The 18,140-nt window shown below is 69.4% G+C and carries 16 protein-coding genes; 7 read left to right on the top strand and 9 right to left on the bottom strand.

Features of this window, described 5'->3' with window-relative positions:
- Positions 1 to 169 precede the first annotated feature (169 nt).
- Both PLC66_RS11965 and PLC66_RS11960 read left to right on the top strand, forming a co-directional pair.
- Positions 170 to 868: an ABC transporter ATP-binding protein gene (locus tag PLC66_RS11965; RefSeq protein WP_324540648.1), complete on the top strand. Its 699-nt coding sequence runs from the start codon at positions 170 to 172 to the stop codon at positions 866 to 868.
- Entirely contained in the window at positions 852 to 3,365 is a 2,514-nt protein-coding gene (locus PLC66_RS11960; RefSeq protein WP_324540646.1) for an ABC transporter permease, read from the top strand. The genes PLC66_RS11965 and PLC66_RS11960 overlap by 17 nt, the downstream gene beginning before the upstream one ends.
- Positions 3,366 to 3,533: 168 nt before the next feature.
- Here the strand turns inward: PLC66_RS11960 and PLC66_RS11955 are convergent, their stop codons facing one another.
- The 3 genes from PLC66_RS11955 to PLC66_RS11945 all read right to left on the bottom strand — a co-directional run bounded on the left by PLC66_RS11955 (position 3,534) and on the right by PLC66_RS11945 (position 6,619).
- Positions 3,534 to 3,980, bottom strand: a complete 447-nt coding sequence (locus PLC66_RS11955; RefSeq protein ID WP_324540644.1) for a c-type cytochrome — start codon at positions 3,978 to 3,980, stop codon at positions 3,534 to 3,536.
- A gap of 128 nt (positions 3,981 to 4,108) precedes the next feature.
- On the bottom strand, positions 4,109 to 4,636 hold the full coding sequence (locus PLC66_RS11950; RefSeq protein WP_324540642.1) for a hypothetical protein: 528 nt from the start codon (positions 4,634 to 4,636) through the stop codon (positions 4,109 to 4,111).
- A gap of 273 nt (positions 4,637 to 4,909) precedes the next feature.
- Positions 4,910 to 6,619, bottom strand: a complete 1,710-nt coding sequence (locus PLC66_RS11945; protein ID WP_324540640.1) for a winged helix-turn-helix domain-containing tetratricopeptide repeat protein — start codon at positions 6,617 to 6,619, stop codon at positions 4,910 to 4,912.
- A 325-nt stretch (positions 6,620 to 6,944) separates the two neighbouring features.
- On the opposite strand from PLC66_RS11945, the gene PLC66_RS11940 reads away from it, so the two are divergent.
- From PLC66_RS11940 to PLC66_RS11925, 4 genes are all read left to right on the top strand, one after another.
- Positions 6,945 to 7,529: a TetR/AcrR family transcriptional regulator gene (locus PLC66_RS11940; protein ID WP_324540638.1), complete on the top strand. Its 585-nt coding sequence runs from the start codon at positions 6,945 to 6,947 to the stop codon at positions 7,527 to 7,529.
- A gap of 143 nt (positions 7,530 to 7,672) precedes the next feature.
- On the top strand, positions 7,673 to 8,830 hold the full coding sequence (locus PLC66_RS11935; RefSeq protein WP_324540636.1) for an iron-containing alcohol dehydrogenase: 1,158 nt from the start codon (positions 7,673 to 7,675) through the stop codon (positions 8,828 to 8,830).
- A gap of 40 nt (positions 8,831 to 8,870) precedes the next feature.
- On the top strand, positions 8,871 to 9,968 hold the full coding sequence (locus PLC66_RS11930; RefSeq protein WP_324540634.1) for an NADH:flavin oxidoreductase/NADH oxidase: 1,098 nt from the start codon (positions 8,871 to 8,873) through the stop codon (positions 9,966 to 9,968).
- A 91-nt stretch (positions 9,969 to 10,059) separates the two neighbouring features.
- Complete coding sequence (locus PLC66_RS11925) at positions 10,060 to 12,078, top strand: oxidoreductase (protein WP_324540632.1); 2,019 nt, start codon at positions 10,060 to 10,062, stop codon at positions 12,076 to 12,078.
- Between the two features lie 51 nt (positions 12,079 to 12,129).
- Here PLC66_RS11925 and PLC66_RS11920 read toward each other — a convergent pair whose 3' ends face one another.
- The 6 genes from PLC66_RS11920 to mltG form a co-directional block, all read right to left on the bottom strand.
- A complete protein-coding gene (locus PLC66_RS11920; protein ID WP_324540630.1) occupies positions 12,130 to 12,858 on the bottom strand; it encodes an ankyrin repeat domain-containing protein in 729 nt (242 codons plus the stop codon).
- Positions 12,839 to 13,615 carry a TatD family hydrolase gene (locus PLC66_RS11915; protein WP_324540628.1) on the bottom strand — a complete coding sequence of 259 codons (777 nt, stop codon included), beginning with the start codon at positions 13,613 to 13,615 and terminating at the stop codon, positions 12,839 to 12,841. The genes PLC66_RS11920 and PLC66_RS11915 overlap by 20 nt, the downstream gene beginning before the upstream one ends.
- 118 nt (positions 13,616 to 13,733) lie before the next feature.
- A complete protein-coding gene (locus PLC66_RS11910; RefSeq protein WP_324540626.1) occupies positions 13,734 to 14,099 on the bottom strand; it encodes a PilZ domain-containing protein in 366 nt (121 codons plus the stop codon).
- On the bottom strand, positions 14,096 to 15,163 hold the full coding sequence (gene holB, locus PLC66_RS11905) for a DNA polymerase III subunit delta' (RefSeq protein ID WP_324540624.1): 1,068 nt from the start codon (positions 15,161 to 15,163) through the stop codon (positions 14,096 to 14,098). The genes PLC66_RS11910 and holB overlap by 4 nt, the downstream gene beginning before the upstream one ends.
- Complete coding sequence (tmk, locus tag PLC66_RS11900; RefSeq protein WP_324540660.1) at positions 15,160 to 15,819, bottom strand: dTMP kinase; 660 nt, start codon at positions 15,817 to 15,819, stop codon at positions 15,160 to 15,162. Before tmk ends, holB begins: the two co-directional genes overlap by 4 nt.
- A 38-nt stretch (positions 15,820 to 15,857) precedes the next feature.
- Positions 15,858 to 16,862: an endolytic transglycosylase MltG gene (gene mltG, locus PLC66_RS11895; RefSeq protein WP_324540622.1), complete on the bottom strand. Its 1,005-nt coding sequence runs from the start codon at positions 16,860 to 16,862 to the stop codon at positions 15,858 to 15,860.
- A 244-nt stretch (positions 16,863 to 17,106) separates the two neighbouring features.
- On the opposite strand from mltG, the gene ygfZ reads away from it, so the two are divergent.
- Positions 17,107 to 18,138, top strand: coding sequence for a CAF17-like 4Fe-4S cluster assembly/insertion protein YgfZ (gene ygfZ, locus PLC66_RS11890; RefSeq protein WP_324540620.1), 1,032 nt, complete (start codon positions 17,107 to 17,109; stop codon positions 18,136 to 18,138).
- Positions 18,139 to 18,140 lie beyond the last annotated feature (2 nt).

The raw sequence follows: 18,140 nt of genomic DNA, 5'->3' as shown, positions 1-18,140 counted from the left end.
CTAAAGTGCCTGGGTAAAATTCAACGCGCACCGCTGGGTAGTTTTAGACGCGCGCGGACAGGTGGAGATCTTTTACCGCATCCACGACCGTTGATGGCCCAGACCGGGGGCGCAGAACTCCAGTCGCGCCCCGTAGTCCTCTCGACTATATGACGACACGAGCCCAGCCATGGTCCGCTTGAATCAGCTCAGCATGCATTACACGCTGGGCGACAGCCGCATCGACGTCCTGCGCGAAGTCGACCTGGAGATCGCCGCCGGCGAGCGTGTGGCGATCGCCGGCCCATCGGGGACAGGCAAGACCTCCCTGCTGCTGTTGCTGGCCGGACTCGAACGGCCCGTTAGCGGGTCGGTGGTATTTGACGGACACGCGCTGGAGACACTCGACCGCGACCAGCTCGCGGACCTGCGCCGCGACCACATGGGCATCGTGTTCCAGTCCTTTCACCTGGTGCCGAGCCTGACTGCGCTCGACAACGCGGCGCTGCCGCTGGAGATCGCCGGCCGCCGCGACGCCCGCGAGCGCGCACGTGCCCTCCTCGACAAGGTCGGTCTCGGCGCCCGCCTGGATCACTATCCGGGTCAGCTGTCCGGGGGCGAGCAGCAGCGGGTGGCGATTGCCCGCGCGCTGGTGCACGAACCCAAGCTGGTCCTGGCCGATGAGCCGACGGGGAACCTCGACGATCGCACCGGCGCGGCCATCGGCGAGCTGCTGCTGCATCTGAATGCCGAGTCGAACACCAGCCTCGTCCTTGTGACCCACGACATGACCTTCGCCCGTCGCTGCGACCGCGTGCTGCGCCTGTCCGGCGGCCGTCTGGCCGAGACACAGTTCGAACAGGACAGCTCCCATGCGCAGCCTGCTTAGTCTGGCGTGGCGGGACCTGCGGGGCAGCGGGCGAACGCTATGGGTGTTCTGCGCCTGCCTGATGCTGGGCGTGGCCTTGATCGCAGCCAGCGGCGGCCTCTACCGTCAGGTCAGCGCCAGCCTGCTGGCCGACACGCGGGCCTTGTTCGGCGGTGATGTGGAGTTGCGCACGCGTGCGCCGCTCGCCGACGAGGTGCGGGCCTGGGTGGAGTCACGGGGCACGGTGTCGCGGCTGGTCGAGTTCCGCACCATGTTGATGAATGCGGCCGGAGACACACACCTCGTCGAACTCCAGAGCGTCGATGAGCGCTACCCCTTGTACGGCGAACTGCTGCTGGACCCGCCGCAATCGATCGCCGAGGCGACCGCGGCTGTTGCCGGCCGGCACGGCGTGGCGCTCGATCCGGTATTGGCCGAGCGGCTGGCGCTGAGGGTTGGAGACCTCGTCGAACTGGGGGTAATCGCACTGGAGGTGCGCGCACTCACGGTCCGCCAGCCAGACCGCAGCCTGCGCGCCGACTGGAGCGGGCCGCCGGTCCTCATCTCGGCGGCGGCGCTGGCCGAGACCGCCTTGCTGCAGCCCGGCAGCCGCCCGGCGTTTCGCTATCGCGTGCGCACCGCGCTCGCGCCGCAGGCTTGGCGCGAGGCCTTCATGGCAGCCTTTCCGGATCACGAGGCCGAGGTCCGCACCTTTGTCGAGCGCAACGCACGGCTCGGCGAGGTGCTGGAACAGATTGGCTCGGGCGTGCTGCTGATCGGCTTCAGTGCGCTCTTCATCGGCGGCATGGGCGTGTTCAACAGCGTGCAGGCCTACCTCCAGGGCAAGCTCGCCACCCTGGCCACGCTGCGCGCGCTCGGCCTGCGCGACGGCCGACTCGCAGGCATGTATCTGCTGCAGATCCTGATGCTGGCCGCCTCCTCCGCCCTGGCAGGTGCCGTTCTCGGCGGCGGTCTGGCGCTGGTCGGCACGGCCATGGCCGGCGAGCGGCTGCCGGTGGCGGCCGACGGCCGCCTCCTGCTCGTCCCGCTGCTGCTGGCCTGGGCGTGCGGCGTGGCGATCGCACTGCTGTTCGCCCTACCTGCCCTCGGGCGTGCCCTCACGGTGAGTCCGGCAGCCCTGTTCCGGGGCGCGCTCGCCACCACGGGCAAGGTCCCTGCCAAGGCCTGGCGGCTCACAGCCCTGTGTGCGGCGATGGCCGCCACGCTGATGCTGGCGGTGATGCCCGACCGGGCATTCGGGCTCGCCTTCATCCTCGCCCTGCTGCTGGTGATGAGCCTGCTCGAGGGCCTGGTGCGCCTGTTGCGAAGGGCGGCACGCCGTGCTGCCGAGCATCCCCGCCTGGCCGGGCGCTTCGCACTGCGGATCGCCCTGTCCGGCCTCTACCGGCCGGACTCCGCGCTGCGGCCCACCCTGCTGTCGCTCGGCTCCGCGCTCACCCTGCTGGTCGCCTCCACGCTGGTCGTCCACGCCTTGCTGCAGACCATCGAGGAGACGGTGCCCGAGCGCGCGCCGGCGCTGGTGTTCCACGACATCGAGGCGACGCGGAAGGCCGAGTTCGAAGCCTTGGTCAGGGCCGCGCCGAGCCTGACTCAGCTCGACCTGGCGCCACTGGTGCTCGGCCGGCTGGTGGGCGTGGGTCAGGAGTCGCTGCACGACAGCGCCGATATCCGGCGGCGGATCGAAGCGCGCGACGAGCACAAGATGAGCACCCTGCAGAACAACTTCGACCAGGTCGTCGTCACGCGCGGCCAGTGGTGGCCTGCCGGCTACCAGGGGCCACCTCGGGTCGCGATGGAAGACCGTGAGGCCGAGCAGCTCGGGCTGCGGGTTGGCGACCTGCTCGAGTTCGACATCCTGGGCCAGCGCATCAGCGCCGAGCTGGTCGCGATCTACGCGCAGAAGCGCCTGCAGTCGCGCCTGTGGCTCGAGGCCATTTTCTCGGACGGCGTGCTCGACCCCTTCATCACGCGCTACGTCGGCCTGGCCTACATGGACGCCGACGAGGCCGTCGCCACCCAGAACCGGATCGCTTCGGTCCAGCCCAGCGTGGTCACGGTGCGCACCTCGATGCTGCTCGATGAAGCCCGTGCCATCCTCAGCCGCGCCGCGACCGCACTTGCCGCCGTTGGTGCAATCACGCTGCTCGCAAGCCTTCTGGTCCTGGTCAGCGTGGTCACGGCGAGCCGGGTGCGGCAGATCTATCTCGCAACCGTGCTGCACACCCTGGGCGCGCGCGTCTCTGCGATCGAGCATGCCTTGCGCCTCGAATACCTGCTGCTGGCCGGGGTGACGACGGTATTCGCCGCCGGGACGGGCGGCGCACTGGCAAGCCTGCTCCTGCAATACCGCCTGGAGCTTGAGCTCGGCAACGCGTGGTGGAGTGGCGGCCTGGTGGCAGTCGTGGTCAGTAGCGTCGCATTGGGCCTGGGGGCCCGGTACCTGATGCGACAGCTACGTTCATCGCCAGCAACTTTGCTGAGAGGGCTCAATACCTGACGACTCGCCTTATCGTCGGCTGGCTGCACGACCTCTCGTTACCGCGCCGTTCGCATTCTCAAGCGCAACGTCACTGCCTCATGATGCGAACCCGAACAGGCCGGACGGCCGATCGGCGGCCATCAGCCCGACGTGTTCGGTGTGCGCACCGGACTTCAGGAGCATCGGTCAGGGCGACGGAATGCCGGACTCCGATCGGGACCTGCCAGGCAAGCCCGCGCCCCCAGGTGCGCCCCGGTCTCCGAGGCTCCATGTGCTCGCTGGCGGCCGCGCGTCGGCGCAAACGCTGCCCTCGGCACGGCTGCGGAAGTAGCGATACAGCTCGTCGATCATCTCCGCAATCAGCACGTTGCTCCGATAGCCCGGCATCCCGCGAGGCGCATCGCCCGCCAGCACGATGTGATCGAATTGCTCGCGACCCTGGGCGCGGACATAGTCGATGATCGAGGGCGCGGCGAGCCCGGTGTAGTGCTTGCCGTGACAACGCGCGCAATCGACGATACGCAGGGTTTGCCAGGCTGTGGCGAGTCCGGGGTCTTCCGCCAGCGCCGTGGCGCAGTCAGGGCGGTCCCCCGCGTGCGCGGCGATGGATAGCGCCAGCGCGATCGTCGGCAAGAGCCGTCCTCGCCAGGCGCGGGACGCCGCGCCCGACCGCTCGTCGACGGCCGGGAACGCCCGCGTACCGGGCACCAGGAGCGCGCGTTGAACGCAATCGACCGCCGGGGGTGGCCCGCGAGACATGGCTACTCTCGTGCCCTGGCGTCCTGCCCGGCCGCCACAGGGGGGTCGCCCACGCGTCCGATGAACTCCCAGCTGGCGGTTTCGTGCATCCATCCGAACACAAAGCCGGTGGGTCCGTCCACGGTCACGCTCAATGGGTGCTCGACGAGCACTTGGTGCTCCGCCTCGAGCGCCTCGGCTATCTCGGTGTCGACATCGAGCGCGGTGGCGCCGACGCCCGGAGCCCCGGCGAATTGCCAGCCATTGCCGGGCCTCAGGTCGAGGCGAAGTGCCTTGCCGTCCGGGCCCCGAACCGGAATGGACAACTGCGATGCAGCGTCCGAAGGCGTCGAGCACGTACACGCTGCGGATCTCAAGACCGCAGTCGATGCAGGCTCGTTGCCGGTGGCACCCGGCATCCAGGGATTGATCCACTGGCCTTGCAGCATCCGCTCCATGCTCACATCGGCACAATCATCCCCGGCATGTGCGGGCAGCCCGAAGCTCAGGCTCAAGGCGGCCGCGAGGGCGGCGAATAAGATCGATTTCATGGTGACCTCCTGACTGACTGATGACACGTCCGCGATGGGCGGGCACGCGCTCCAGGGAGCGCCCATGTTCGCCACCTCGGCAGGGCTGAGCATGGTGCGCAGCGGGTCGACGGCCGGACGAGCTGGTCGGAAGACCTTGTCCGGAGGCGGCCCGCTCGATGCGGCGCGCGATTCCAATATAGGGGTGAGGCCAGCGCGGCGGGACCGCCGGCAACCTTTATCGGGATTTCTTCGGCGAACGATCGCCGGGGTTTGGGGAGTCGTTCGTTCGGCTCAGTCGTCCGAAGCAAATCCGAGCGCTGCGGCCGCGCGAAGTCGGCGTTCCCTCAGCTCGGCGACGCCCCCGAGCGAGCTCAGGAACGCGACCTGGGGCAGCTCCGGATACGTGCTGCGCAGCGTTTTCGCTTCCTCGTAGGCTTCTTCGCTGCGGCCCAGTTCGAGCAGGGTCACGGCTCGGGTGATGCGGCATTGCAGGTATCGCGGCGCCCGCTGCAGGCAGTAGTCGGCGCTCGCCAGGGCCGCATCGAGATCGCCGACGCTCCAGCGGATGTTCGAGTTCCAGTAACTGATGTAGGTGGGCATGATCGGGTACAGGAGCAGTGCCCGGTCCATCGACGCCGCCCCTTCGTGCAGCCTGCCCGCTTCGACCTGCGCCTTCGCGAGCACGGCGCGATTGTCCGCATCGCCGGGCGCGAGCCGCACGGCAGTCTCGGCCGCAACGAGCGCCTCGGCCGGTCGACCGGTTGCGCCCAGTACGACGGACCGCGCCTGGTGGGCAATCGGCAGCACCGGATCGAGTTCGATGGCGCGGTTGACCTGGGCCAGCGCCTCGTCGAGCTGATTGCGCGACAGCTCGCCGGTGATGTGGAGCACGATATCGATCAGGTTCAGGTAACCCAGCACCGCCCACGCCGGGGCGTGCTGCGGGTCGAGGCGCAAGGCCTCGTGCAGGTCGGCGCGTGCAGCGCGATAGGCGTCCGCGGTGAAGCGGTGCTTGCCGGCGTAGCCGCGCAGCGTGAGCCAGTAAACATCGAGGTTCGCCGCCGGGCGCGCCAGCGCCTTGCGCTGCTGCGTCGAGCGCATCGTCGCCGACAGGCTGCCGACGATGCGCTCGATCAGTTCGTGACGCTGCAGCGACAGTTGGGACACGTCGGCCGTGCTGTGGCTCGTCCACACGATGCGCCCGTCGGCACCGTCCACCAGCTCGACCCGGATCGCGAGCGTGTCGCCGTCGCGGCGCACGACCCCGTCCACGAGGTAGCGCACGCCCAGCCTGGCGGCGATCTCCTGGATCGTCATCTGGCCGGGATCAAGCGTGAAGCTGGACCGGCCGGACACCACCGGCAGGTCGACGTCGCGCGCCAGGTCGCCAATCAATTCCTCTGCGAAGCTGGTCCCCAGGCCGCTGGGGTCACCGACTGGCTCGGTACGGAATGCCAGCACCGCCAGCGCAGGCCTGGCACCGAAGGCGTCGGTCTGTGCGGGGGGCGAGGCACGCCAGAAGACCGTGCCGGCCACGGCCAGAAGGACCAGGACAAGACCCGCAGCGGCGATTCTGCCGATGAAGCCAACGCGCGCCGACACCGTCCGCGCTCCCCTCTCCGCCCTCTCCAACGTGCCGGTCAGCGACGCCGTCCGCAGCTCGGATCGCTGCTGGACGATGTCCTCGGCGACGGGCTCGGCATCGATCGAATAACCGCGCCGCGGAAGTGTGCGCAGCACCTCGTGCGCGCTGTCGCCGACGGCCCGCCGGATCTCGCTGATGCACTGAACGAGCGAGTCGTCGGTGACGACCACGTTCGGCCACACCATCTGGTGCAGTGTTTCCCGGGTCACGACCTCGTGATTGTGGGCGACCAGCACTTCCAGCACCTTCAGGGCCTGAGCACGCAGGGGAACCGTTCGACCCGTCCCGTCCAGGAGCAGGCCGCGCGCCGAGTCGAAGACTGCCGAGCCGATACCGTAGCGCGTCGATGCTTCCATGCTTCCCAACCCCTCCGGCGCAGACATGCTCGGAACCAATCAGGTCGGCGGCCTCGGTAATGAAGCCAGGAACACTGCCCCTGCAGGATCGACCGTGATGCTCGACGGCCGCAGACCTCGCACCCCGAGCGCCTCACTTCACCCTAGCGGATGGCTGATTGCGCGCAAGCGAAAATTGTCGGGCACCGAAGCTCGCTGTCCGGGCCTGGGCTCGCCGACCAGGAACGACCTGCGGTACCCACCGGGCCTGTCCGCCAGCGCAGGCAACGAAGGACTTCGGCCGCCATCTAGACGACCAGTCTATTCCTGCCTACACTACCACCACATGCCCACCCGCCACACCGACACCCGCCAGCACATCCTCTGCACCGGCAAGCAGATCATCGCGGCCAAGGGCTTCTCCTGCGTCGGCCTCGCCGAATTGCTGCAGGCATCCGAAGTGCCCAAAGGCTCGTTCTATCACTACTTCAAGTCCAAGGAGCACTTCGGCCAGGCGCTGCTCGAGGACTACTTCACCGACTACCTCGCCCAGCTCGACACCCTTCTGCAGACACCGGGGCTGTCCGGCCGAGACCGCCTGCTGCGCTTTTTCCGGCAGTGGCGCACGACCCAGGCGGACGACTGCGGCGAGCAGAAATGCCTGGTGGTCAAGCTCAGCGCCGAGGTCTCGGACCTGTCCGAGGCGATGCGGCTGACCTTGCGCGACGGCACCGAGCGTGTCATCGCACGGCTGGCGCAGTGCGTGGCGGACGCAGTCGAGGACGGCTCGCTCGCGGCGGCCGAGCCGCTGCCGACGGCGCGCACCCTCTACTCGCTATGGCTGGGCGCGAACCTGCTGGCCAAGCTTCACCGCAACGCCGAACCGCTCGAGCACGCATGGACGGCGAGCCTGCGCGTGCTGGCGGCCTGATCCCGCAGCGAGCGCACCACAACGAAACCCGCAGGAACCGCCGCGCCGCATTCCGCCATGTCGAACCGCTAGACGACCAGTCCAATCTCAACGCATCCCCGTCCAGCCACTGTTGCCGGACGCCACGAACCAAGGACCTTCCCATGCTGAATTTCGACTTCTACAACCCTACCCGCGTCGTCTTCGGCGAAGGCACGATCGCCCGCCTGGACGAGTTGGTGCCCGCCGATGCGCGTGTGCTGGTGCTCTACGGCGGCGGCAGCGCCGAGCGCAACGGCACGCTGGCCGAGGTCCAGGCTGCGCTCGGATCGCGCCGCGTGCAGCGCTTCGGCGGCATCGAGCCCAACCCGAGCTACGAAACGCTCATGAAGGCGGTCGAGCTGATTCATCGCGAGGGCATCGACTTCCTGCTCGCCGTGGGTGGCGGCTCGGTGATCGATGGCACCAAGTTCGTCGCCGCGGCGGTCAAGCACGCGGGCGACCCGTGGGAAATCCTGCAGACCCGGGGCAAGAGCGTCTCCAGCGCCCTGCCCTTCGGCTGCGTGCTGACCCTGCCCGCGACCGGCTCCGAGATGAACTGCGCCTCGGTCGTGACGCGCAAGTCCGTCAACGCCAAGCTCGGCTTCTTCAGCCGCCAGGTGTTCCCGCGCTTTTCGGTGCTCGACCCGGTCAAGACCTACACCCTGCCCCCGCGCCAGATCGCCAATGGCGTGGTCGACGCCTTCGTGCACGTCGCCGAGCAGTACCTCACCTACCCGGTGAGCGCCGCCGTGCAGGACCGTTACGCCGAGAGCCTGCTGCAGACCCTGATCGAGGTCGGCCCCAAGGCGCTGGCCACACCGCAGGACTACGACGTGCGCGCCAACCTCATGTGGGCGGCCACGCAGGCGCTCAGCGGCCCCGTCGGCGCCGGCGTGCCGCAGGACTGGGCGACCCACATGATCGGGCACGAGCTCACCGCGCTGCATGGCCTGGACCACGCCCAGACGCTGGCGATCGTGCTGCCCACCCTGCTGAACGAGCGCCGCACACCCAAGCGCGCCAAGCTGCTGCAGTACGCCGAGCGGGTGTGGAACATCCGCGACGGTGACGAGGACGCACGCATCGATGCAGCGATCGCGCGCACCCGTGAATTCTTCGAGTCGCTCGGGGTAAAGACACGCCTCGCGGACTACGGCATCGGCGCCAACGCCATCGACGCGCTGGTCGCCCAGCTCGAGGCCCACGGCATGACCGCGCTCGGCGAACACCGCGACCTCGACCTCACCACCAGCCGCCGCATCCTCGAAGCCTGCCTGTGAAGCTCTCTCACTTCCCGAACACCCCACAAGGAAACCCCACATGACCGCACTTTTCGAGCCCCTCAAGCTCAAGGACATCACCCTGCGCAACCGCATCGCCGTGCCGCCGATGTGCCAGTACATGGCCACCGACGGCGTGGTCAATGACTGGCACCGCGTGCATTACCCGGCGATCGCGCGCGGCGGCGCCGGCCTGGTCATCGTCGAGGCCACCGCGGTGTCGCCCGAAGGCCGCATCACGCCCAACTGCACCGGCCTGTGGAACAACACCCAGGCCGAAGCCCTGGCGCCGATCGCAGCCTCGATCAGGGCGGCGGGCGCGGTGCCCGGCATCCAGATCGGCCACGCCGGCCGCAAGGCCAGCGCCAACCGACCGTGGGACGGCGACGACCACATCGCCGCCGACGACGCACGCGGCTGGCAGACCATCTCGCCTTCGGCGACCGCCTTCGGCGCCAACCTGCCCAGAGTGCCGCGGGCGATGACGGTGGAAGACATCGCCCGCGTGCGCGCGGACTTCGTCGCCGCGGCGCGGCGCGCGCTCGAAGCCGGCTTCGAGTGGCTGGAGCTGCACTTCGCCCACGGCTACCTCGGCCAGAGCTTCTTCTCGGTGCACGCCAACCAGCGCGACGACGCCTATGGCGGCAGCTTCGACAAGCGCAGCCGCTTCCTGCTCGAGACCCTGCAGGCGGTGCGCAAGGTGTGGCCGGAGCACCTGCCGCTGACGGCGCGCTTCGGCGTGATCGAATACGACGGCCGCGACGAGCAGACGCTGGCCGAGTCGATCGAGCTCGCGCGCAACTTCAAGCGCGAGGGGCTGGACCTGCTCAGCGTCAGCGTCGGCTTCTCGACCCTCGAGGCCAGGGTGCCGTGGGGCCCTGCCTTCCTCGCCCCGATCGCCGAGCGCGTGCGCCGCGAGGCGGAATTGCCGGTGGCCGCGGCCTGGGGCATCGACAACCCGGCGATCGCCGACGCCTGCGTGCGCGACGGCCAGCTCGACCTGGTGATGGTGGGCCGCGCCCACCTGGCCAACCCGCACTGGCCGATGCAGGCCGCGCGCGCGCTCGGCATCGAGCGTCCCACCTGGGTGCTGCCGGCGCCCTATGCGCACTGGCTGGAGCGCTATTCGGCGCGCTGATCGAGGCGCTTGACCGGCTCCTGCGGGGTACACTCCGCGGGGCCGGCGCACGCTGCCCCATGCCCAGTCAAATAAGAACGCGAGCGAGACGATGCCCACCTATCCGAACCTGTTCCGCCCCCTGGATCTCGGTTTCACCACCCTGCCCAACCGCTTCCTGATGGGCTCGATGCACGTCGGCCTGGAAGAGGCCGAAGGGGGCTTCGAGCGCATGGCCGCCTTCTACGCCGAGCGCGTGCGCGGCGGCGTCGGGCTCATCGTCACCGGCGGCATCGCACCCAACGCCGAGGGGCGGCCGTGGAGCGGCGGCGCCACGCTGACCACGCGGGAAGAAGCCGCGCACCACCGCGTGATCACCGATGCGGTGCATCGCGAAGGCGGCAGGATCGCGATGCAGATCCTGCACTTCGGCCGCTACGCCTATCACCGCGAGCTGGTCGCGCCCAGCCCGATCCAGGCGCCAATCGCGCCCTTCGCACCGCGCGAGCTGTCCCCCACCGACGTCGAGCGCACCATAGAAGACTTCGTGCGCTGCGCCGAACTCGCCCGCGAAGGCGGCTACGACGGTGTCGAGATCATGGGTTCCGAGGGCTACCTGATCAACGAGTTCATCGTCGCCCACACCAACAAGCGTGCGGACGAATGGGGCGGTGCCTACGCCAACCGCATCCGCTTCGCCACCGAGATCGTGCGCCGCACGCGCGAGCGCGTCGGCCGCGACTTCATCATCATCTACCGGCTGTCGATGCTCGACCTGATCGAGGACGGCTCCAGCTTCGAGGAAGTGGTCCAGCTCGCACAGGCGATCGAGGCCGCCGGCGCCACGCTGATCAACAGCGGCATCGGCTGGCACGAGGCGCGCATCCCCACCATCGCCACCTGCGTGCCGCGCGCCGGCTTTGCCTGGGTGACGCAGAAGTTGAAGGACCACGTCGGCATCCCGCTGATCGCCACCAACCGCATCAACACGCCCGAGATCGCCGAGGCGCTGCTGGCCGAGGGCAAGGCCGACATGGTGTCGATGGCGCGGCCCTTCCTCGCCGACCCCGACTTCGTCAACAAGGCGGCAGAAGGCCGCGGCGCCGACATCAACACCTGCATCGCCTGCAACCAGGCCTGCCTGGACCACACCTTCGCCGGCAGGATCACCTCCTGCCTGGTCAATCCGCGCGCCTGCCACGAGACCGAGCTGGTGATCGAGCCCACCCAGGTGCCGCGCAGCATCGCGGTGGTCGGTGCCGGCCCGGCGGGCCTGGCCTTTGCCACCACCGCCGCCGAACGCGGCCATAAGGTCACGCTGTTCGAGGCCGGCGCGCGCATCGGCGGGCAGTTCAACATCGCCATGCAGATCCCGGGCAAGGAGGAGTTCGCCGAGACCCTGCGCTACTTCGGCCGCCGCATCGAGCAGACCGGCGTCGCGCTGAAGCTCAACACGCGCGTCTCCGCCGCCGAGCTCGCCGGCCGCTTCGACGAGGTCGTGCTCGCCAGCGGCATCGTTCCGCGCGTGCCCGACATCGACGGGGTGGACCACCCCAAGGTGCTCGGCTACCTGGACGTGCTGCGCGACAAGAAGCCGGTCGGCCGGCGGGTAGCGATCCTCGGCGCCGGCGGAATCGGCTTCGACGTCGCGGAATACCTGAGCCACGAGGGCGTCAGCCCCAGTCTGGCGCCGGAAAAGTTCTATGCCGAATGGGGCATCGACGCCCGCTACGCGCGCCGCGGCGGCCTCATGAAGCCCCATCTGGAGATTGCGCCGCGCGAGATCGTGCTGCTGCAGCGCAAGACCAGCAAGGTCGGCGAAGGGCTGGGCAAGACCACCGGCTGGATCCACCGTACGGCACTGAAGAACCGCGGCGTGAAGATGATTGCCGGCGTCAGCTACCGGCGCATCGACGACGCCGGCCTTCACGTCACCATCGACGGCAAGGACGCGGTGTTGCCCGTCGACAACGTGATCCTGTGCACCGGCCAGGAGCCACAGCGGGCACTGCAGGCCGCGCTGATCGAAGCCGGCATGCGGGTACACCTCATCGGCGGCGCCGACCTCGCCGCCGAGCTCGACGCCAAGCGCGCGATCAAGCAGGGCACGGAGCTCGCCGCGCGGCTGTAGTCAGCGGCCTCGCCCCGGGCAGGCACGGCCTGCCGCGGGCGCAAGGCGCTTTCAGTCGATGGTGACCTTCATCGCTGGCGGGCGCAGGCCGCGGCGCTGGCGTTCGGCGGCGATGAGGTCGGCGATGTCGGTGTTGCGGTTCTGCGAGGCCCAGGCGTCGGCCGACAGGCCGGCCTCGTTGAGCGCATTGAGATCGGTCTGCGGCAGGGCGAGCAGGCGGCGCACCACCCCGACGTGACCATTGCGCGCCGCCAGCATCAGCGCCGTGGCCTGATTCGGCGCCGGCGCATTGACGTCGGCCCCCTTTGCGATCAAGGCCTCGAGCGCCGCCTCGCGCCCCTCGAAGGCCGCGTAATGCAGCGGCGCCCAGCCGTCATGATTCACCGCTGCCCCGGCCTTGAGCAGGACCTCGACCACCGCGTCGTGACCACGCAGCACGGCGAGCATCAGCGCGGAGTCGCCGGCGAGGTTGCGATAGTCGAGGCGCACCCGGTACTGCAGCAGGGCTTCGACGGTGGCAAGCTGCCCTTCGCGCGCGGCCAGGATCAGCAAGGTGTTGCCGTTGGCGTCGACGGTATTGGGGTCGATGCCGCGATTGAGCAGACCGACGAGCTGGCGCGTGTCACCCAGGCGCGCCGAGCTCAGCGCGTCCTCGTAGCTGTTGGCGAACGCCGGGCTCGCGAACAGGCCGCAGGCGGCGACCAGGCCCGCCAGCAGGGCGCGGCGCGCAACGGACAGGGAAAGCGGCGCGAATCGGTTGTCAGGCAGGTCTTTGTGCATGGCGGAAGAGGCGGAAGAAGTTGTCGGTGCTGGCCTGCGCGATGCGCTCCAGCGGTTCGTCGCGCAGGCGGGCGATCTCCTCGGCCACATGCACGACCCAGGCGGGCTCGTTGGTCCTGCCACGGTGCGGCACCGGGGCGAGATAGGGTGAGTCGGTCTCGATCAGCAGGCGATCGAGCGGAACGCGGCGCGCCACCTCCTTGAGCTCCTTGGCATTGCGGAAGGTGACGATGCCCGAGAACGAGATGTGGAAGCCCTGCTCCAGCGCCCCTTGCGCCACCTCCCAGCTCTCGGTGAAGCAGTGCATGACGCCGCCGGCCTCGCCCGCCCGCTCCTCGCGCATCAGGCGCAAGGTGTCGTCGGCGGCGCTGCGGGTGTGGATGATGAGCGGCTTGCCGGTCTCGCGCGCGGCGCGGATATGGGTGCGAAAGCGCTCGCGCTGCCACTCGGGCGCGTCCTTCTGCCAGTAGTAGTCGAGCCCGGTCTCGCCGATGGCGACCACCTTGGGATGATCGGCGAGCGCGACCAGGCGGGCTACGTCGGGCTCCTCGACGCCATCGTTGTCGGGGTGCACGCCGACCGAGGCCCACAGGTGGGCATGGCGTTCGGCCAGGCTGCGCACGCGCGGGAAATCCTCGAGCTTGACGCTGATGCACAGCGCGCAGCCAACGACATTGCGCGCCATGTTGGCGAGCACTTCGTCCTCGCGGCTGGCGAGGTCGGGGAAATCGAGGTGACAGTGGGAATCAACGAACATCGCTGCGCTTGAAGTGAGTCCTGCTGGCGGCTGCGGGAATCAAGCAGACGCAACAGGCCAGACGGAATGAAAAGGGATCAGAGGGGGTGGTCAGGGCGTGTGGGTCAGCGGCCATGGCTCAGAGGGTATGTGTCGGCCGGTTCGAGCCGAGGTGGCCGGCGAGGATCTGCTCGATGCGCCCGCGCAGCACCTTGCTCGATTCGTCGGCCGAGAAATGCACGCCGATCCCCTGCGTCTTGCCGCCCTGCGCGCCGTGGGGCGTGACCCACACCACCGTACCGGCGACCGGGTGGCGGGTGGCATCGTCCATCAACTGCAGCAGCATGAAGACCTCGTCGCCCAGCTTGTAGTTCTTGGGCGTGGGCACGAAGATGCCGCCGTTGCTCAGGAAGGACATGTAGGCCGCATAGAGCGCGGACTTCGAGTTGATGTTGAGCGACAGCACGCTGGGGCGCACCGACGCGGGTCTGGCAGTGTCGTTCATCCTCGTGCTCCGGCAGTGGCGCGGGCATAGCGCATCAACATGTCCTCGAGAACCAGGCGCAGGTTGAGCGGATGGCGGGAGACCTTGCGAATCTGGGCGAGTTCATTGTAGCAGCCGCTCGCCGCGGCCACGCTCATGCGGCTGGCCAGCGCCGACAGCACGCCCTCCTGCGCCGGGAAGAAGCGCACTTGCCCCCCCAGGCGCAGGGCGGCGAGATCGCTGACCCAGCGCTGCATCCAGTCGCACAACTCTGGCAGGCCGAAACCGGCCGCAAGCGCCTCCTTCGACTTCAGCCAGCTCTCCCACTGCGCCGCGAGCTTGAGCACCTCGGCCGGCTGCAGGCCGCCGAGGTCGCGCACGAAGCGCGCCAGCAAGGCGCCGCCGCCAGCCAGGGCGAGGCGTTCGGCCGCCAGCGGCATGCCGCCGCCGAGGGCGAGCAGCGCCTGCACATCGGCATCGCTGTGCGCCTTCCAGTGCGCCAGCGCGCCCTCGTCGGGACGGCCGAACGGCCACTGCTGGCAGCGGCTGCGGATGGTCGGCAGCAGCCGGCGCGGCGCCGACGACACGAGCAGGAAGACGCAACCGGCCGGCGGCTCCTCGAGAAGCTTGAGCAGCGCATTGGCGGTGAACACGTTCATCGCTTCGGCGGGGTCGAGCACGACCACGCGGCGTGCACTGTGGTGGCCGGTGACGCTCAGGGCCGCCTGCAGCTCACGGATCTGCTCGATCACGATCTGCTCGGACGCCGCCTTGCCGCCGGTCTCGCGCCCCGCCCCGCCCTCGCCGCCCTCGCCTTCCGCGCGTTCGGCAGCCGCCGCCTCGGCGGCCGGCACCACGTGATACAGGTCGGGATGATTGCCGGCCAGGCGCCAGGCGCAGGGCTCGCACTGGCCGCAGGCATGGCCGTCGGCGCGCGGCGCATCGCACAGCAGGCGCGCTGCCAGCGCCTCGGCCAGCTCGCGCTTGCCCAGGCCGGCCGGACCGACGAAGAGCAGCGCGTGCGGCAGGCGCTCGCCGAGCTCGGTCAGGCGCGCCCAGGTCGGCTGCAGCCACGGGTGGATCATGGGAAGAAGCGCTCGCACACGATGCGCTCGACCTCGGCGCGGATGAGCGCGGGCGGGCGCGCCGCGTCGATGACGCAGATGCGCTGCGGCGCCGCTTGTGCGCGCTCGAGGTAGGCGGCGCGCACGCGCTCGAAGAAGTCGCGCTGCTCGCGCTCGAAACGGTCGGGCTCGGCGCCGGTGGACGCCACCCGCGCCGCCGCGACCGCGGGCGGCAGATCGAAGAGCAGGGTCAGGTCCGGCTGCAGGCCCGGATGGACCCAGCGCTCGAGCGCATCGAACTTGGCCCGCGCCAGCCCGCGTCCACCGACCTGATAGGCAAAAGTGGCGTCGGAGAAACGGTCGCACACGACCCAGCGTCCCGCAGCCAGCGCCGGCTCGATGCGGGTGGCGAGGTGCTCGCGCCGGGCCGCGAACATCAGCATCGCCTCGGTCTCCAGGTGCATGGGCTCGTGCAGCAGCAGTTCGCGCAGGCGCTCGCCGAGCGGCGTACCGCCGGGCTCGCGCGACTGCTCGACGGCCAGGCCGCGGGCGCGCAGCAGCGCGACAAGCGCCTCGATCTGGCTGCTCTTGCCGGCGCCGTCGATGCCTTCGAAGGTGATGAAGCGCGCGCGCGACGGCGCACGCACCGCAGCGGGATCGAGCAGGGTGTCGGTCATGGGCTGGAGATTGGTGGACAGGCCCGGCGGCATGGCGCTCATCGGCTGCCGCCGTTGCGGATGAAGCGATTGACCGCGCGGTTGTGCTCGGCCAGGTCGCGCGAGAACTCGCTGCTGCCGTCGCCGCGCGAGACGAAGTAGAAGAATTCGCTCTGCTCCGGCTGCAGCGCCGCGCGCAGCGAGGCCTCGCCCGGCATCGCGATCGGCGTCGGCGGCAGACCCGCCCGCGTATAGGTATTCCACGGATGGTCGGTGTCGAGGTGGATGCGGCGCAGGCGACCGTCGAAGTCGGGGCCGAGGCCGTAGATCACGGTCGGGTCGGTCTGCAGGCGCATGCCGATGCGCAGGCGATTGGCGAACACCGAAGCCACCAGGCCACGGTCCTCCGGCCGACCGGTCTCCTTCTCGATGATCGAGGCGAGGATCAGCGCCTCGTAGGGCGAGGCCAGCGGCACCGCAGGATCGCGCTCATTCCAGGCGCGCTCGAGCCGGGCATGCATCGCCTCGTAGGCGCGCTGCAACAAGGCGAGCGAGCCCGAACGCTTGTCGAACAGATAGGTGTCAGGGAAGAACAGGCCTTCGAGGTGCTTCTCCGTCGCACCGATGCGGGCGAGGATCTCCTCGTCCGGCAGCCCGGCGCTGTCGGGCTCGAGGTCGGGGTGCGACTCGAGCGCCCGCCTGACCTGACTGAAGGTCCAGCCCTCGACCAGCAGCAACTCGCCCATGGTCACGTCGCCACTGGAGAGCTTGAGGATCAGCTGCCAGGGCGTGAGCCCGGCGTGCACTTCGTAGCTGCCCGCCTTGATGCTGGTCGCCCGCCCGGTGATGCGCGCCAGCAGGGTGAGCAGGCGGGCATCGACGCCGACCCCGGCACCTTCGATGATGCTGGCCGCCTGGCGCATGCCGACCCCGCGCGGCACGGTGAAATCGACGGTTTCTCCCTGCAGCGCGAGCGGACGATGCGCGTACCACGCGATGCTGCCGGCGCCGAGCGCGGCGAGCACGAGCAGCAACAGGAAAAGGCGGAGGATGAAGCGCTTCATCGACGTCTGCAGGATGGAAAGGCCCTGTCGGCCGCAGGGGCGACCGGCGTGCGGCGGGCGCCTATAATACTGCATCGCGCAATCAGCTCGGCGCGCGGAACCCTTCGCCCGGCCCCGCCATGCAGCGTCGCGCATGGCTTGCGCCTGCCCTTATCCGATCCCGACGTCCCCACCACCCACAACCCGCCCCGACGCCTCCCGATCCGACCCGCCTGCCGCTACAACCCCACTCGACAACCGACCTATGACTGCCTGGACCGAACATCTCGCCCGCCTGGGCGCCAATCTGGCTGATGCCAGCCTGCACTTCTCCACCCCGGAGAGCGAGGCGCGCGCCGCCGATGAAGCCACGATCGCCGTTCCGCTGCTGCACCTTGGCGTAATCCGCTCGTTGGGGCCGGACTCGGCCGATTTCCTGCACAACCTGGTCTCGAACGACGTCAAGAAGCTCGCCGCCGACGCCGCCGAATGGAACAGCTTCAATTCGCCCAAGGGCCGCATGATCGCCAGCTTGCTGATGTGGCCGGAGGCCGAAGGCCATGCGATGGCGCTGTCGGCCGACATCCTGCCGGCCTTCCTGAAGAAGTTCTCGATGTACGTCCTGCGCAGCAAGGTCAAGCTGTCCGACGCGAGCGCGACGCTGGCGCTGGTCGGCGTGGCCGGCGCCGAAGCCGCTGCCGCACTGCAGGCCGCTGGGATCGAGCTGCCCGCCGCCGACATGCGGCAGACGGTGAATGCTGCCGGTGTGCGCTGCATCCGCCTCGACCCGCAGACGCATGTGCTGGCCGTGCCGGCCGAGGCAGCGCCGGCGGTGTACGACGCCCTGCTCGCCAAGGGCGCCGTGAAGGCGGGCACCGCGGCCTGGCAGTTGCGCATGATCCGCGCCGGGCTGCCGCTGATCACCGCGCCCACGCAGGAAGAGTTCGTCGCCCAGATGCTCAACTACGAGCTGATCGGCGGCGTGAACTTCCACAAGGGTTGCTACCCGGGCCAGGAGATCGTCGCCCGCACGCAGTACCTCGGCAAGCTCAAGAAGCGCATGTATCGCGTCGCCCTGCCGGCCGGCGCCGCCGCCGCTCCCGGCATGGATGTGTATGCGCCCGACTTCGGCGAGCAGTCCGCCGGCAAGCTGGTGAATACGGCCCCCACGGCCGACGGCGGCAGCGAGGCCCTGGCGGTGATCCAGTGCAGCAGCGCAGAGACCGGCAAACTGCATCTCGGCGCCCCCGACGGTCCGGCACTCGCGCTGTTGCCCCTGCCCTACGCGCTCGGCTGAAA

Source organism: Thauera sp. (genome assembly GCF_035444905.1).
GTDB lineage: Bacteria > Pseudomonadota > Gammaproteobacteria > Burkholderiales > Rhodocyclaceae > Thauera.
This window is presented reverse-complemented; position numbering and strand designations above follow the sequence as displayed.

Excerpts from the sequence above, each read along its gene's own strand:
- PLC66_RS11965 (WP_324540648.1), top strand. The coding sequence starts at position 170 with ATGGTCCGCTTGAATCAGCTCAGCATGCATTACACGCTGGGCGACAGC.
- PLC66_RS11960 (WP_324540646.1), top strand. The coding sequence starts at position 852 with ATGCGCAGCCTGCTTAGTCTGGCGTGGCGGGACCTGCGGGGCAGCGGG.
- PLC66_RS11950 (WP_324540642.1), bottom strand. The coding sequence starts at position 4,636 with ATGAAATCGATCTTATTCGCCGCCCTCGCGGCCGCCTTGAGCCTGAGC.
- PLC66_RS11945 (WP_324540640.1), bottom strand. The coding sequence starts at position 6,619 with ATGGAAGCATCGACGCGCTACGGTATCGGCTCGGCAGTCTTCGACTCG.
- PLC66_RS11940 (WP_324540638.1), top strand. The coding sequence starts at position 6,945 with ATGCCCACCCGCCACACCGACACCCGCCAGCACATCCTCTGCACCGGC.
- PLC66_RS11935 (WP_324540636.1), top strand. The coding sequence starts at position 7,673 with ATGCTGAATTTCGACTTCTACAACCCTACCCGCGTCGTCTTCGGCGAA.
- PLC66_RS11930 (WP_324540634.1), top strand. The coding sequence starts at position 8,871 with ATGACCGCACTTTTCGAGCCCCTCAAGCTCAAGGACATCACCCTGCGC.
- PLC66_RS11925 (WP_324540632.1), top strand. The coding sequence starts at position 10,060 with ATGCCCACCTATCCGAACCTGTTCCGCCCCCTGGATCTCGGTTTCACC.
- PLC66_RS11920 (WP_324540630.1), bottom strand. The coding sequence starts at position 12,858 with ATGCACAAAGACCTGCCTGACAACCGATTCGCGCCGCTTTCCCTGTCC.
- PLC66_RS11915 (WP_324540628.1), bottom strand. The coding sequence starts at position 13,615 with ATGTTCGTTGATTCCCACTGTCACCTCGATTTCCCCGACCTCGCCAGC.
- PLC66_RS11910 (WP_324540626.1), bottom strand. The coding sequence starts at position 14,099 with ATGAACGACACTGCCAGACCCGCGTCGGTGCGCCCCAGCGTGCTGTCG.
- holB (WP_324540624.1), bottom strand. The coding sequence starts at position 15,163 with ATGATCCACCCGTGGCTGCAGCCGACCTGGGCGCGCCTGACCGAGCTC.
- tmk (WP_324540660.1), bottom strand. The coding sequence starts at position 15,819 with ATGACCGACACCCTGCTCGATCCCGCTGCGGTGCGTGCGCCGTCGCGC.
- mltG (WP_324540622.1), bottom strand. The coding sequence starts at position 16,862 with ATGAAGCGCTTCATCCTCCGCCTTTTCCTGTTGCTGCTCGTGCTCGCC.
- ygfZ (WP_324540620.1), top strand. The coding sequence starts at position 17,107 with ATGACTGCCTGGACCGAACATCTCGCCCGCCTGGGCGCCAATCTGGCT.